11 protein-coding genes and 1 tRNA gene are annotated in these 14,563 nt (G+C 68.6%); 10 read left to right on the top strand and 2 right to left on the bottom strand.

Translation table 11 applies throughout. The features are described 5' to 3' along the window. The first annotated feature begins 157 nt into the window (after positions 1-157). The 3 genes from ABS361_01230 (at position 158) to ABS361_01220 (ending at position 2,078) form a co-directional block, all read left to right on the top strand. Positions 158-234, top strand: a tRNA-His gene (locus ABS361_01230). 288 nt (positions 235-522) lie between these two features. Continuing rightward, a complete protein-coding gene (locus ABS361_01225; protein XBY44957.1) occupies positions 523-828 on the top strand; it encodes a DUF930 domain-containing protein in 306 nt (101 codons plus the stop codon). A gap of 242 nt (positions 829-1,070) precedes the next feature. Continuing rightward, positions 1,071-2,078: an aldo/keto reductase gene (locus ABS361_01220; GenBank protein XBY44956.1), complete on the top strand. Its 1,008-nt coding sequence runs from the start codon at positions 1,071-1,073 to the stop codon at positions 2,076-2,078. Between the two features lie 16 nt (positions 2,079-2,094). Here the strand turns inward: ABS361_01220 and ABS361_01215 are convergent, their stop codons facing one another. After that, positions 2,095-2,739, bottom strand: a complete 645-nt coding sequence (locus tag ABS361_01215; GenBank protein ID XBY44955.1) for a GntR family transcriptional regulator — start codon at positions 2,737-2,739, stop codon at positions 2,095-2,097. Between the two features lie 217 nt (positions 2,740-2,956). Between ABS361_01215 and dctP the strand changes: the two genes are divergently transcribed. The 7 genes from dctP to ABS361_01180 all read left to right on the top strand — a co-directional run bounded on the left by dctP (position 2,957) and on the right by ABS361_01180 (position 12,314). Then, the gene (dctP, locus tag ABS361_01210) at positions 2,957-4,003 is read left to right on the top strand and encodes a TRAP transporter substrate-binding protein DctP (protein XBY44954.1); all 1,047 of its coding nucleotides are present in this window, start codon (positions 2,957-2,959) and stop codon (positions 4,001-4,003) included. Beyond that, positions 4,000-4,563: a TRAP transporter small permease gene (locus tag ABS361_01205; GenBank protein XBY44953.1), complete on the top strand. Its 564-nt coding sequence runs from the start codon at positions 4,000-4,002 to the stop codon at positions 4,561-4,563. The genes dctP and ABS361_01205 overlap by 4 nt, the downstream gene beginning before the upstream one ends. Continuing rightward, entirely contained in the window at positions 4,563-5,921 is a 1,359-nt protein-coding gene (locus ABS361_01200) for a TRAP transporter large permease (GenBank protein ID XBY44952.1), read from the top strand. The genes ABS361_01205 and ABS361_01200 overlap by 1 nt, the downstream gene beginning before the upstream one ends. 163 nt (positions 5,922-6,084) lie before the next feature. Continuing rightward, positions 6,085-7,509, top strand: coding sequence for a malonyl-CoA decarboxylase (locus ABS361_01195; protein XBY44951.1), 1,425 nt, complete (start codon positions 6,085-6,087; stop codon positions 7,507-7,509). Positions 7,510-7,574: 65 nt separating this feature from the next. After that, on the top strand, positions 7,575-9,104 hold the full coding sequence (locus ABS361_01190) for a malonyl-CoA synthase (protein XBY44950.1): 1,530 nt from the start codon (positions 7,575-7,577) through the stop codon (positions 9,102-9,104). Between the two features lie 270 nt (positions 9,105-9,374). Next, the gene (locus ABS361_01185) at positions 9,375-10,409 is read left to right on the top strand and encodes a Fe(3+) ABC transporter substrate-binding protein (protein XBY44949.1); all 1,035 of its coding nucleotides are present in this window, start codon (positions 9,375-9,377) and stop codon (positions 10,407-10,409) included. Positions 10,410-10,568: 159 nt separating this feature from the next. Further along, positions 10,569-12,314, top strand: coding sequence for an iron ABC transporter permease (locus ABS361_01180; protein ID XBY44948.1), 1,746 nt, complete (start codon positions 10,569-10,571; stop codon positions 12,312-12,314). Positions 12,315-12,345: 31 nt separating this feature from the next. Here ABS361_01180 and ABS361_01175 read toward each other — a convergent pair whose 3' ends face one another. After that, on the bottom strand, positions 12,346-14,247 hold the full coding sequence (locus ABS361_01175; GenBank protein ID XBY44947.1) for an acetoacetate--CoA ligase: 1,902 nt from the start codon (positions 14,245-14,247) through the stop codon (positions 12,346-12,348). Positions 14,248-14,563 lie beyond the last annotated feature (316 nt).

Raw genomic sequence — 14,563 nt, 5'->3', positions numbered from 1 at the left:
GGACGGACCGCCCGTTCCGCGCCGCGGACCCCGTTTCGGCATTCCTCCTGTGGAGGACGGGCCGGCATCGGGCGATCCCGGCGACCTGGCGGTTTGGAGCCTCTTGCATTGCAAGGCGTTTGCGCCTAGTAGGATCGCCGTCTTCGTCAAGACATGCGCGGCTGTAGCTCAGTTGGTTAGAGCGTCGGATTGTGGCTCCGAAGGTCGGTGGTTCGAGTCCACCCAGCCGTACCATTCAAATCTCTGAAATCTGTCGGGGCGTTCCGCCGGCTTCACGCCGCGGACGCGTTTGCGCGTCGGGCGCCCTCGCCGCGGCCGATCCCGTCGGCGCCTGACGCGCCGTCGCTTTGCCGCGTCTTCGCCGCATTCGGCCGGCATGCCGCACGCGGAGCCCATCATCGAGGATATCAGCGCATGCCGATCCGGAGCCGAGCCGCCGTTCTTTGTCTTGCCGTCGTCGCTCCCCTTGCCTGCGCCTCCCTGCCCGCCCTTGCAAAGCCCGACCACGTCCGCGATCGCGCGATGCTCGAGCTCGCTCCCGAAGCCCGCCTCGAACAGCGCTGCAACGCCAAGGCGATGGGCGCCGTCGCGCGCGAGCACAAGGGCTTTCATCCCGATGAGCTCGTCGCCTACGCCTATGGCGACCCGACCGTCGGCGACAACGAGATCGACGCGCCCGGCGCGGCGGTGCGCAGCAAGGGCCAGTGGTTCCACATCGCCTATCACTGCCGCACGACCGCCGACGGCCTCGAGGTCGAGGCGTTCCGCTATACGCTCGGCGACGTCATCCCGCGCGCCGAATGGGATGCTCACGCGCTGGTCGAGTGAGCGCCGCCGCGGCCCGTTGACGATCGAGGCCGACCGGCGCCGCGCCGCCCGCCGGGTCGCGCCAGCCGACGACAGCGCGGTCCTGTCGCGGACCGGGCGGTGACAAGCCCGCTTCCTGCATGCGCAACCCGCATGCGGGACGGCTAGGCCGCGCCGTGTGCGCGGACCTATAGTGCGGCTCCCCCTCGACGGTCCGGTCGCGACCGCCGGCACGACGCCCCAGCCGCACAGGAGCCGCCGCCATGAAAACCCGCCGCCTCGGTGCCCTCGACGTCTCCGCGATCGGCCTCGGCTGCATGGGCATGAGCCACGCCTATGGTGGCCAGGACGAAGCCGCCTCGATCGCCACCCTCCATCGCGCCATCGACATCGGCGTGACCTTCCTCGATACGGCCGAGGTCTACGGGCCGTACGAGAACGAGATCCTGGTCGGCAAGGCCATCAAGGGCCGGCGCGACAAGGTGACGATCGCGACCAAGTTCGGCTTCCGGATCGCGCCGGAGGCCGGCGATGGTGTCGACCGCATGGCCGGCCTCGACGGCAGCCCGGCCAATGCGAAGAAGGTCGCCGATGAAAGCCTGAAGCGTCTCGGCACGGATGTGATCGACCTCTATTACCTGCATCGGCCGGACCCGGCCGTGCCGATCGAGGATACGGTCGGCGCCATGGCCGATCTGGTAACGGCCGGCAAGGTCCGCCATCTCGGCCTGTCGGAATGCGACCCCGAGACGATCCGCCGGGCCCATGCCGTGCATCCGATCGCGGCGCTGCAGAGCGAGTACTCGCTGTGGACGCGCGGGATCGAGGAGGCGGTCCTGCCGACGATCCGCGCGCTCGGCATTGGTCTCGTGCCGTTCTCGCCGCTCGGCCGCGGCTTTCTCGCCGGCAGCGTCACCTCGACCGCCGATCTGGCGGCGAACGATTTCCGCAAGAAGCTGCCGCGCTTCCAGGACGACGCGCTCGCGGCCAACGCCCGCTTCGTCGCCGTGCTCGACCGCATCGCGGCGAAACACGGCATCACCAAGGCCCAGCTCGCGCTTGCCTGGGTGCTGTCGAAGGGCGACGATGTCGTGCCGATCCCGGGCACGCGCCGGATCGAGCGGCTGGAAGAGAACGCCGCCGCGGTCGAGGTGACGCTGTCGGCCGCCGACATCGCCGAGGTCGAGGCCGCCGTGCCGCCCGATGAGGTGACCGGCGCCCGCTACGCGACGGGCAGCTTCGTGCCGCGAAAGCCCGGCGCAACGCCCTGAGCGCGACGGGCGCGGCTCACGCCGCCCCGAGTGCCATCACCATGTCGGAGAAGCGCTCGCCCTGCACGACCACGTGGTCGCGCAGGCGCTGTGCGGCGAGATCGGCGTCGCCGGCCATCAGGGCGTCGACCACGCCCTGATGCTCGGCGAGCGACGTCGGCAGCCGCTGCCGCGCGCGCAGTTGCAGGCGGCGATAGGGGCCGAGCCGCTTGTGCAGCTGGATCGCCTGCTCGGCGAGGAAGGCATTGTGCGAGGCGCGGTAGATCGCCTCGTGGAACACCCTGTTCTCCTCGTAATAGCCGTCGTGGTCGCCGGTCGCCGCCGCCTTGGTGCAGGCGGCGTGCGCGGCGCGGATCGCGGCCTCGTCCTCTTCGGTCATGCGCCGGGCGGCGAGCCGGGCGCAGCCGGCCTCGATCTCGGCCATCGCCTCGAACATCTCGAGGAGCTTGTGCGGCGAGATCACGCTGACCACCGCGCCGCGGCGCGGCCGGATCTCGATCAGCCCCTCCGCGCCGAGCTGCATCAGCGCCTCGCGGATCGGCGTGCGCGACACGCCGAAACGGGCGGCGAGCGTCACTTCATCGAGACGATCGCCGGGCGAGAATTCACCCGACACGATGGCGTCCTCGAGGATCGTCTTCAGGCGCGAGTTCTTGGTCACGGCCCTTCCTGCATGGCTGACGGCTAATCTTGTATACACGAGCCTTGACAGCGCATGCAAGAAAGGTTTTGTTCAGCTTCGAGGGCCGCCCTTGTCAAGGACGAGGGACAGGCCGCGCACGACGCCGACGACGCGTCGATGCGCCAACAAGATGCGACCGCCGGACAGGGCGGCGAGCGACGTGCCGGGCAAGGCACGCGAAACTCCGGAGGAAACGATGTCGATCGACGCCAGGAAACCGTTCAGTCTCATCAATCGCCGCCATGTGCTCGGCGGTCTCGTCGCCGCGCCCGCGATCCTGAAGTTCGGCGCCGCCCGCGCGGCGACGACGCTGAAGATCTCGCACCAGTTCCCGGGCGGCTCGGCGACCGAGGGCGACTTCCGCGACCGTCTCTGCCGCCGCTTCGGCGCCGAGCTCGCCAAGCGCTCCAACGGCGACATCGACGTGCAGGTCTATCCCGGCTCGTCGCTGATGAAGACCAACGCGCAGTTCTCGGCGCTTCGCAAGGGCGCGCTCGACATGGCGCTGGTCCCGATCTCCTACGCCGGCGGCGAGGTTCCGGAGACCAACATCGGCCTGATGCCGAGCCTGGTCTCTTCCTACAAGCAGGGTCTCGCCTGGAAGACCGCGCCGGTCGGCCAGGAGTTCACGAAGATCCTCGCCGACAAGGGCGTGATGATCGTCACCTGGGTCTGGCAGGCCGGCGGCGTCGCCAGCCGCACCAACCCGCTGGTCGCGCCTGCCGACGCCAAGGGCCTGAAGGTCCGCGGCGGCTCGCGCGAGATGGACCTCGTGCTGCAGGCCGCCGGCGCGGCCGTGCTGTCGCTGCCGTCGAACGAGCTCTACGCCGCGATGCAGACCGGCGCCTGCGACGCCGGCATCACCTCCTCGACCAGCCTGATCTCGTTCCGCCTGGAGGAGGTCGCCAAGCACCTGACCGCCGGCCGCGGCAAGAGCTACTGGTTCATGCTCGAGCCGCTGTGCATCTCGAAGGCGATCTTCGACGGCCTGCCGAAGCCGACGCAGGAGCTGATCCTGTCGGTCGGCGCCGAGATGGAAGCCTTCGGGCTCGAACAGGCGATGGCCGACGACGAGGCGGTCGCGAAAGTCTACGAGAAGGCCGGCGCCAAGGTCGCCTACCTCGAGGACGACGTGCTCGCGCAGTGGAAGACGATCGCCCGCGACACCGCCTGGAAGGACTTCGCGGCCAAGAATGCCAATTGCGCCAAGCTGATCAAGCTCGCCGACGAGGTCCCGGCATGAGCGCTCACGGCGTTGAACTGGGAACGGCGCCGGCGAAACCGGTCTCGGCCAACCGGCTCGTCGCCGGCGCCGACCGGGCGCTGGCGCTGGTCAACCGGCTGATCATGCTCGCCGCCTCGCTGGCGCTGATCGCGGCGAGCGTGATCCTCGCCTACAGCGTCGCCGTGCGACAGCTGTTCCGCGCGCCGACCTATTGGCAGGACGAGGCCTCGGTCTTCCTGCTGGTCGGCGCGACCTTCCTGACCGCGGCACAGGTGCAGTCGAACCGCGGCCATGTCGCGATCGAGGCCGTGACGACCCTGCTGCCCGACGCCGTCAACCACGTGCGCCGGCTCCTGGTCGACGTCGTGACCTTCGGCTTCTGCGCCTTCTTTGCCTGGAAGTCCTGGACGCTGTTCCACGAGGCCTGGGTCGACGGCCAGGTCACCTCGACGACCTGGGGCCCGCCGCTCTGGATCCCCTACGCGATCATGGCCGCGGGCATGAGCCTGCTCGCCTTGCAGGTCGTGCTGCAGATCCTGGTCCAGATGACCTCCACCGCCACCGGGGAGAAGCGCTGATGTCGACCCTCGCGATCGGCCTCCTCTACGGCGGCGCGACCCTGACCGCGATGTTCTCCGGCCTGCCGATCGCCTTCGCGCTCGGCACCGTGGCGGTCGTGTTCATGTATTTCTTCATGCCCGCCGCATCGCTCGATACGGTGACGCAGAACGTCTACGAGGAAATGGCCTCGATCACGCTCCTGTCGATCCCGCTGTTCATCCTGAAGGGTGCGGCGATCGGCAAGTCGCGCGCCGGCCAGGACCTCTATTCCGCGCTGCACGCCTGGATGCACAAGGTGCCGGGCGGTCTCGGCATCGCCAATGTCTTCGCCTGCGCGCTGTTCGCGGCCATGGCCGGCTCCTCGCCCGCCACCTGCTCGGCGATCGGCTCGGCCGGCATCCCGGAAATGAGGAAGCGCGGCTATTCCGGCGCCTTCGCGGCCGGCATCATCGCCGCCGGCGGCACGCTCGGCATCCTGCTGCCGCCGTCGATCACCATGATCCTCTATGCGGTCGCCGCCGAGCAGTCGCTCGGCCGGCTGTTCCTCGCCGGCATTGGCCCCGGCCTGATGCTGGTGGTGCTGTTCGCGTCCTATGCGGTGGTACGCTACCGGCAGGAATATGCCCGTGCCGAGAAGGCCTTCGCCGCCGCCGGCACGGATCATCCGATCCTCAAGGTCGAGCACTACACGATGGTGCAGCGCTTCAGCGCGCTGCCGCGCGTGCTGCCATTCGTCGTGCTCCTGACCGGCGTCATGATCGCGCTCTACGGCGGCTACGCGACGCCCTCGGAGACCGCCGGTCTCGGCGGCATCCTGGCGCTCGCGCTGATCGCGATCATCTACGGCGTCTGGCGCCCGACCGACCTCGCGCCGATCCTGAACTCGACGATCAAGGAATCGACCATGCTGATGATGATCATCGGCATGTCGCTGCTCTACTCCTACGTGATGAGCTACCTGCACATCTCCCAAGGCGCCGCGCAGGCGATCGTGGCGATGCAGCTGTCGCGCTGGGTGCTGCTCTTCACCATTCTCGGTCTCGTGATCGTGCTCGGCTTCTTCCTGCCGCCGGTCTCGATCATCCTGATGACCGCGCCGATCATCCTGCCCCCCTTGAAGGCGGCCGGCTTCGATCTGATCTGGTTCGGTATCGTGATGACGATCGTGATGGAGATGGGGCTGATCCATCCGCCGGTCGGGCTCAACATCTTCGTCATCAAGAACATCGCGCCCGACATTCCGTTGAAGGACGTCATCTGGGGCACGGTGCCTTTCGTGATCCTGATGGCGGCGGCCGTGCTGCTGCTCTGCCTGGTACCGGGCATCTCGACCGCGCTGCCGGACATGGTCATGGGCCCGGCCACGGTGCGATGATCCGGGTGCGATGATCAGGGGACGATGATCGGGGGGCGATGATCGGGCTGGCAAAGCCCCCCGATGCGACACGCGGCGGCGGTGCTCCGCCGTCGCTTCCGCGAAGGATCGGCCGGGTTCCGCGCCGGTCGAACCAAACCCCACCGACCGATGAGAGGCCGCGATGAAGCTGCAATCCTCGATGCTCCGCCTGGAGGCCGCCCCGGCCTTCCTGTCGGATCTCGTCGACACGCTGACCGAACGCGGCCGCTCGCTGCTGTTCGGCCGTGGCGACCGGCCGGACGCCGATGGCAAGCGCGACCTCGTCTCGCTCGCCGAGGCGCTGTTGTCGCGGCGCGGCGAGGCCTCCGGCGTCGTGCTGGCGCAGGCGCTGCTCGCCCGGTTCAAAGAGGCCGACACCGACACCCGCTGCCGCTTCCTCCTCGCGCTGGCCGACCGGCTCGGCCCCGATCCGGCGGCCGTCGAGGCCGCGATCGACGCCTATCGGACCGCGCCGGGCTCCGACACGCTGAGCCGGCTGCACACCGTCGCCGAGCCGCGCCGGCAGGAACTGTTCCGCCGGCTGAACCTCGCGCCGCGCGGCACCGCCGCGCTCGTCGCCATGCGCGAGGCGCTGCTCGAGGAACTCGACACCCATCCGGAACTGGCGACGGTCGATGCCGACTTCGTCCACCTGTTCTCATCCTGGTTCAATCGGGGCTTCCTCGTGTTGCGCAAGATCGACTGGACCACGCCGGCGAACATCCTGGAAAAGATCATCCGCTACGAAGCCGTCCACGCCATCGAGGACTGGAACGACCTGCGCAGCCGCCTGGAGCCGGCCGACCGGCACTGCTACGGCTTCTTCCATCCGCAACTCGTCGACGAGCCGCTGATCTTCGTCGAGATCGCCCTGACCCGCGAACCGCCGGATGCGATCGGCCCGCTGCTCGACCTCACCCGCCAGCCGATCGACCCGACCGAGGCGACGACGGCGGTGTTCTATTCGATCTCCAACACCCAGAAGGGCCTCGCCGGCGTCTCCTTCGGCCATTTCCTGATCAAGCAGGTGGTGGAAGAGCTGAAGCGCGAGGTGCCGAGCCTCAAGACCTTCGTCACGCTGTCGCCGGTGCCCGGCTTCGCGCGCTGGCTGGAGAAGGCCAAGGACGAGCCCGACTACGGTCTCGACGCCGAGACGCGCGCCGCGCTGGCCCGGTTGCCCGCGGCCGGCGAGCCGGTCGCTCCGGAGCTGCGCGAGGCGCTGCGCCCGGCGCTCTCGGCCGCCGCCGCGCATTACTTCCTCAAGGCCAAGGGCCGGAACGGCCGCGCGCTCGACCCGGTCGCCCGCTTCCACCTCGGCAACGGCGCCCGGCTCGAGCGGCTGAACCTCTGGGGCGACGGCTCACAGAAGGGGCTGAAACAGTCGCACGGCCTGATGGTCAACTACCTCTACGATCTCGATCGCATCGAGGCGAACCACGAGGCCTATGCCGAGCGCGGCGAGATCGCCGCCGCCTCGGCCATTCGCAAGCTGATCCGCACCGAGACGACCAAACCCAAGCCGCAGGACACGGCCACCCTGCCCGCGCCCGCCCGCGTCGCGGACTGACGACCGCGCCGGCCCGATCGCCTGTCCCGCAAGAACCGACATCTCCGAACCGCCGAGCCCGACCGATGACCGATCTGAACCTGTTCTCCCGCCTCGCCGCCCGCGTGACCGATCCGACCCGGGTCGCGATCGAGACCAAGGCCGGCGCGGCCGTGACCTATGGCGACCTGATCGCCGCCACCGCCCGGCTCGCCAATGTGCTGGTCGCGCGCGGCGTGAAGCCCGGCGACCGGGTCGCCGTGCAGGTCGAGAAGTCGGTCGAGGCGCTGGTGCTCTATCTGGCGACGGTGCGCGCCGGCGCGGTCTACCTGCCGCTCAACACCGCCTACACGCTCGCCGAGCTCGACTATTTCATCACCGACGCCGAGCCGAAGCTGGTCGTCTGCGATCCCGCCAAGCGCGACGGCCTCGCCGCGATCGCCGCCAAGGTCGGCGGCTCGGTCGAGACGCTCGACGCGAACGGCAAGGGCAGCCTGATGGACGCTGCGGCGACGGCCTCGGCCGAATTCGCGACCGTCCCGCGCGCGGGCAACGACCTCGCCGCGATCCTCTACACGTCCGGCACCACGGGCCGGTCGAAGGGCGCGATGCTGAGCCACGACAACCTGGTCTCGAACGCGCTGACGCTGATCGACGTCTGGCGCTTCACCGCCGACGACGTGCTGATCCACGCCCTGCCGATCTACCACACGCACGGCCTGTTCGTGGCCTCCAACGTGATCCTGTTCTCCGGCGCCAAGATGATCTTCCTGCCGAAGTTCGATCCGGCGGAGATCCTCGGACTGATGGGCCGCGCGACCGCGCTGATGGGCGTGCCGACCTTCTACGTCCGCCTGTTGCAGCAGCCGGGCCTGACCCGCGAGGCGACGGCGAAGATGCGTCTGTTCGTCTCCGGCTCGGCGCCGCTGCTTGCCGACACCCATCGCGAATGGTCGGCCAAGACCGGCCACGCGATCCTCGAGCGCTACGGCATGACCGAGACCAACATGAACACCTCGAACCCCTACGTCGGCGACCGCGTCCCCGGCGCGGTCGGTTTGGCCCTTCCCGGCGTCACGGTCCGCATCGCCGATCCGGAGACCGGCGCGATCCTCCCTCCCGAGACCATCGGCATGATCGAGGTGAAGGGCCCGAACGTGTTCCAGGGCTACTGGCGCATGCCGGAGAAGACCGCGGCCGAGTTCCGCCCGGACGGCTTTTTCATCACCGGCGACCTCGGCAAGATCGACGCGCACGGCTACGTCCACATCGTCGGCCGCGGCAAGGATCTGATCATCACGGGCGGATTCAATGTCTATCCGAAGGAGATCGAGAGCGAGATCGACGGTCTCCCCGGCGTGTTCGAGAGCGCCGTGATCGGCGTGCCGCACGCCGACTTCGGCGAGGGCGTCACGGCGGTGGTCGTGCGCACGCCCGGCGCGACGATCGACGAGAAGGCGATCCTCGCCGCCCTCTCCGACCGGCTGGCGAAGTTCAAGCAGCCCAAGCACATCGCCTTCGTCGACGACCTGCCGCGCAACACCATGGGCAAGGTGCAGAAGAACGTCCTGCGCGAGACCTACAAGGATCTCTACGCGGTGGCGAAGGCGGGGTGAGACGGGTCGATACCCGTCCGGCCGAACGGCCGGCCGGGACCGGGCGCCCGACTAAGGGAACCTAATCACAGGAAGCCGGCCGCGGCCGACCGAGGGCGGCGAAACGCTGTCGCCGCCCCTGACATTTACATTATAATTATTCTAACTCGTTGTTTTCTATAATCTTTCCCCTTTGACTCATCGCGCGGGCCGATGTTAGGACGAGGCTGGGGCATGTGCCCCGCCCCGATCCGCAGGGCCTTGACCCCTGAGCGCGAGGAGGAATTGCCAATGATTTCGAACACGTCCGTCCGCGCCGCCGTCCTCGGCGTCGTCGCGCTCGCCGCCGTCCCCGCCGCCGCGGCCGAGGTGAACGTCTACACCTATCGCGAGAAGCCGCTGATCCAGCCGCTGTTCGACAAGTTCACCCAGGAGACCGGCATCAAGGTCAATGTGGTGTACGGCTCGAAGGGCCTCGAGGAGCGCATCAAGGCCGAGGGCCAGGCGAGCCCGGCCGACGTGCTGATGACGGTCGACGCCGCGCTCCTGGTCCGCGCCCGCGAGCTCGACATCACCCAGCCGATCAAGTCGGCCAAGGTCGAGGCCGCCGTGCCGGCACAGTTCCGCGATCCGGACGGCAACTGGGTCGGCTTCACCTACCGCGCCCGCGTGATCTACGCCTCCAAGGACCGGGTCAAGGACACCAAGATCTCCTACGCCGATCTTGCCGATCCGAAGTGGAAGGGCAAGTTCTGCGTCCGCTCCGGCCAGCACCCCTACAACATCGCGCTGATCTCGGCCGCGATCGCGCATTGGGGCACCGACAAGACCGAGACCTGGCTCAAGGGCGTCAAGGCCAATCTGACCGGCAAGCCGGCCGGCAACGACCGCAGCCAGGTGAAAGCGATCTTCTCCGGCGAGTGCGACATCGCGCTCGGCAACACCTACTACTACGGCTTGATGGCGAACAACGACAAGGAGCCGGAGCAGAAGGAGTGGGCGAAGTCGGTGAAGGTGATCTTCCCGACCTTCGAGACCGGGGGCAGCCACGTCAACATCGGCGGCGCGGCGCTGACGAAGTACGCGCCGCACAAGGACGAGGCCATGAAGCTGATCGAGTTCATGGCCAGCGACGAGGCGCAGGAAGCCTACGCCTCGCTGAACTATGAATACCCGGTCAAGCCGGGCATCGGCGTCGCCCAGACGATCAAGGATCTCGGCGCGGTCACGCCGGACAAGATCAACCTCGGCGAGGTCGCCAAGCACCGCGGCGCCGCCGCCGATCTGGTCGACAAGGTCGGCTTCGACAACGGCCCGGCGAGCTGAACCGAGCGAGCCGAGCTATAAAGGCGGGGCCGGTCGCCAAGCGACCGCCCTCGCCGCATCCGCATTCCTGCGTGACTGGCCCGTCCGCATCTGGCAAAGCACAATGCCGACGGCGATCCGGCCCGTGCGGCTGCGGCGCCCTGTGAACGAACGGCCGGCATGAGCCTCGCGACCGAGACGAGCACGACCATAACGACCGGCGACATCCCGCCTCTCGCCCCCGCGACGCGAGCCGATCGGCCGTGGATCGTCGCGGTCGCCGTCGTCGCCGCGCTCGCGGTCGCGCCGCTCGCCGCCATCCTGGCGATCTCGACGCTCAACATCTCCGGCGAGACCGGCGCGACCTGGGCGCATCTGCTGTCGACCGTCCTGCCCGGCACTGCGCTGACGACCGTGCTGCTGATGGTCGGCGTCGGTCTGGTCACCGCCGTAGTCGGCACGGTCGCGGCCTGGATCGTCGCCATGTGCCGGTTCCCCGGCCGCGGCGTCTTCGAATGGGCGCTCCTGCTGCCGCTCGCGATCCCGACCTACATCGTCGCCTACGTCCACGTCGAACTGCTCGACTTCACCGGCCCGGTTCAGGGCGCGATCCGCGCGGTCTTCGGCTTCAAGTCGGCGCGCGACTACTGGTTTCCGGACATCCGCTCGCTGCCGAGCGCGATCTTCGTGATGAGCTCGGTGCTCTACCCTTATGTCTACATCCCGGCACGGGCCATGTTCGGCCTGCAGTCGGCGACCACGCTCGAGGTCGCGCGCACGCTGGGTGCCGGCCCATGGCGGGTGTTCTTCCGCGTCGCGCTGCCGCTCGCCCGGCCGGCCCTGGTGGTCGGCGTGACGCTGGTGCTGATGGAGACGCTGAACGACATCGGCGCGGTCGAATACCTCGGCGTGAAAACGCTGACCTTCTCGATCTACGATACGTGGCTGAACCGCGGCAGCCTCGGCGGCGCCGCGCAACTCGCCACCGTCATGCTGGTGATCGTCTTCGCGCTGATCACCGCCGAGCGCCACGCCCGCCGCCACCAGCGTTTCCACGGTGCCTCGACCAAGGTCCGCGCCGCTACCGGCTACAAGCTCGGCGGCCGCATGGCCGCGCTCGCCTTCCTTGCCTGCCTGACGCCGGTCCTGATCGGCTTCGTCGTGCCGGCCGGCATGCTCGCCGACTACACCTCGCGCCGGCTCGACACCTTCCTCGACCCGACCGTGCAGCGCGCGGCGCTCGACAGTTTCCTGCTCGCGGTCGCCGCCGCGCTCGTCACCGTCGCCGCCGGCCTCGTCGTCGCCTATGCCATGCGCGTGTCGCGGACAAGGGTCGTCGCCGCACTCGCCCGCTTCGCCTCGGTCGGCTATGCGGTGCCGGGCACGGTGCTCGCGCTCGGCATCCTCGTGCCGCTCTCCGGCATCGACAACCTGATCGACCGGACCGCCAAGCTCCTGACCGGGCATGGCACCGGTCTCGTGCTGATCGCGAGCGGCGCAGGCCTCGTCTACGCCTATTTCAGCCGCTTCCTCGCCGCCGCCTTCGGCTCGATCGAGAGCGGGCTCGCCCGCGTCTCCGTGCATCTCGACATGGCCGCGCGCACGCTCGGCCGCAGCGGCGGCCGCGTGCTGACCGAGATCCACATGCCGCTGATCCGGCCGGTGCTGGTCTCGGCCGGCATCCTGGTCTTCGTCGATGCGATGAAGGAGCTCCCGGCGACGCTGCTCCTGAAGCCGTTCAATTTCGAGACGCTGGCGACCTTCGTCTACGCCCAGGCGAGCCGCGAGGCGGTCGCCGACGGCGCCCCGGCCGCCCTGCTGATCGTGCTGGTCGGCCTCGTGCCGCTGGTGACCCTGTCGCGCATCGGCCGTGGCCGCGAGGCCCGGCTGTCCGGGCGCCGCACGCGCGCCCGCGACACCACCTGAGCGCCGATCCGCAGGAGGCCTGCGGATCGCCTCAGCTCCTCAGCTCGTCCAGCCCGCGATAGAGATCGAGCGCTTCCGGATTGGCGAGCGCCTCGACGTTCTTGACCGTCCGGCCATGCACGATGTCGCGCACCGCGAGTTCGGTGATCTTGCCGGACTTGGTGCGCGGGATGTCGGCGACGGCGAGGATCTTGGCCGGCACGTGCCGCGGGCTCGCGCCGGTGCGGATCTGCGTGCGGATCTTCTGCTTCAGCCCATCGTCGAGTTCGACACCGGCCCTGAGCCGAACGAACAGCACGATGCGGACGTCGCCGTCGAAATCCTGGCCGATCGCCAGCGCCTCGACCACCTGGGGGATCTGCTCGACCTGCGCGTAGAGCTCGGCGGTGCCGATGCGCACGCCGCCGGGGTTCAGCGTCGCGTCCGAGCGGCCATGGATGATCATGCCACCCGACGGCGTGATCTCGGCGAAGTCGCCGTGACACCAGACATTGTCGAAGCGCTCGAAATAGGCGGCGCGATAGCGCGCGCCGTCGGGATCGTTCCAGAACCCGACCGGCATCGAGGTGAACGGCCGCGTGCAGACCAGCTCGCCCTTCTCGCCGATGACCGGCTTGCCGTCGTCCGACCAGACTTCGACCGCCATGCCGAGACCGGGCCCCTGGATCTCCGACCGGCGCACCGGCAGCCACGGGATGCCGAGCACGAAGCAGGACACGATGTCGGTGCCGCCCGAGATCGAGGCGAGATGCACGTCGGGCTTGATCGCCTCGTAGACGAAATCAAAACCCTCCGGCGCCAGCGGGCTGCCGGTCGAGGTGATCAGCCGGATGGTCGAGAGGTTGTGCGTGTCGCGCGGCCGCACGCCCTCCTTCTTGAGCTGATCGATGTACTTGGCCGAGGTGCCGAACAGCGTGAAGCCCTCGGCATCGGCATAGTCGAACAGCACCGACGGCTTCGGCGCGAAGGGCGAACCGTCGTAGAGCATCAGCGTCGCGTCGGCGGCGAGCGCGGTGACGAGCCAGTTCCACATCATCCAGCCGAGCGTGGTGAAGTAGAACACCTTGTCACCCGGCCGCACGTCGGCATGGAGCTTGTGCTCCTTCAGGTGCTGCAGCAGCGTGCCGCCGACACCATGGACGATGCACTTCGGCACGCCGGTCGTGCCGGAGGAGTAGAGAATGTAGAGCGGCTGGTCGAACGGCACGCGGGTGTAGGCGACCGGCTGCGCCGCGTAGGGCGCGAGGAAGCCGTCGAGCGTCACCGCGCGCGGCAGCGCGGCGGCGACCGCCTCGGCCTCGCCGAGGAATGGCACGATCACCACGGTCTCCGCGCTCGGCAGATCGCCGACGATGCCGGAGAGCTTGTCGGCATTGGCGATGCGCTTGCCTGCATACCAGTAGCCGTCGACCGAGAAGAACACCTTCGGCGCGATCTGGCCGAACCGGTCGAGCACGCCGCGAATGCCGAAGTCAGGCGAGCATGACGACCAGGTGGCGCCGAGCGAGGCGACCGCCAGCATGATCGCGACCGCCTCGGGCATGTTCGGCAACATGCCCGCGACCCGGTCGCCGACCCCGACGCCGGCCGCGGCGAGCGCCTGTTGCAGGCGAGAGACGAGCGCATTGAGCTCGGCCCAGGTCATCCGCCGTTCGATCTTGTCTTCGGAGCGGAACACGATCGCGGTCGTGTCGTCGGCGCGGCGCAGCAGGTTCTCGGCGAAGTTGAGCCGGGCCTCGGGGAAGAACCGCGCGCCCGGCATCTTGGTGCCGTCGGCGAGGATGGTATCACCCTTCTCGCCGATCACGCCGCAGAACCGCCAGACCAGATCCCAGAACGTTGCCGGATCGCGAATCGACCATGCGTGCAGATCGGCGTAGGTCGGAAATCGCTCGCTGGTCTCGGCTTCCGCGGCATCCGCGAAAGCACGCATCTGGCTCGCCGCGATGCGCTCGGGCGACGGCGTCCACAGAATTGTTTCGTCTGCGGGAAGACTGCGTTCCACTTGTGCGGACATGGCTTTTTGCTCCGGAGGGCGCCGGCTGAATCGATATCGCTTCTGGTGGAGCCATGTCCAGACCGATCGCAGCGACGTGAGCGACGGCGGTCGATCGCACCGCGGCCGTTTGCCAAGCCGCCTCGCTTCGGGCACTTTCCCGCTCCATGCTCGAAGTCTCGACAAAACTGGGCTCCGACGGGAAGAGTTGCGCTCGCCTATGAAACGCCTTCTCTTCGCGACGGCCTTCATC

Source organism: Ancalomicrobiaceae bacterium S20 (assembly GCA_040269895.1).
GTDB classification, from domain to species: domain Bacteria; phylum Pseudomonadota; class Alphaproteobacteria; order Rhizobiales; family Ancalomicrobiaceae; genus Methyloraptor; species Methyloraptor flagellatus.
Note: the sequence above shows the minus strand (reverse complement) of the source record. Positions and strands in the feature narration are given on the sequence as shown.

Coding starts and splice junctions, on each gene's coding strand:
- ABS361_01225 (XBY44957.1), top strand. CDS start 523: ATGCTCGAGCTCGCTCCCGAAGCCCGCCTCGAACAGCGCTGCAACGCC.
- ABS361_01220 (XBY44956.1), top strand. CDS start 1,071: ATGAAAACCCGCCGCCTCGGTGCCCTCGACGTCTCCGCGATCGGCCTC.
- dctP (XBY44954.1), top strand. CDS start 2,957: ATGTCGATCGACGCCAGGAAACCGTTCAGTCTCATCAATCGCCGCCAT.
- ABS361_01205 (XBY44953.1), top strand. CDS start 4,000: ATGAGCGCTCACGGCGTTGAACTGGGAACGGCGCCGGCGAAACCGGTC.
- ABS361_01200 (XBY44952.1), top strand. CDS start 4,563: ATGTCGACCCTCGCGATCGGCCTCCTCTACGGCGGCGCGACCCTGACC.
- ABS361_01195 (XBY44951.1), top strand. CDS start 6,085: ATGAAGCTGCAATCCTCGATGCTCCGCCTGGAGGCCGCCCCGGCCTTC.
- ABS361_01190 (XBY44950.1), top strand. CDS start 7,575: ATGACCGATCTGAACCTGTTCTCCCGCCTCGCCGCCCGCGTGACCGAT.
- ABS361_01185 (XBY44949.1), top strand. CDS start 9,375: ATGATTTCGAACACGTCCGTCCGCGCCGCCGTCCTCGGCGTCGTCGCG.
- ABS361_01180 (XBY44948.1), top strand. CDS start 10,569: ATGAGCCTCGCGACCGAGACGAGCACGACCATAACGACCGGCGACATC.
- ABS361_01175 (XBY44947.1), bottom strand. CDS start 14,247: ATGCGTGCTTTCGCGGATGCCGCGGAAGCCGAGACCAGCGAGCGATTT.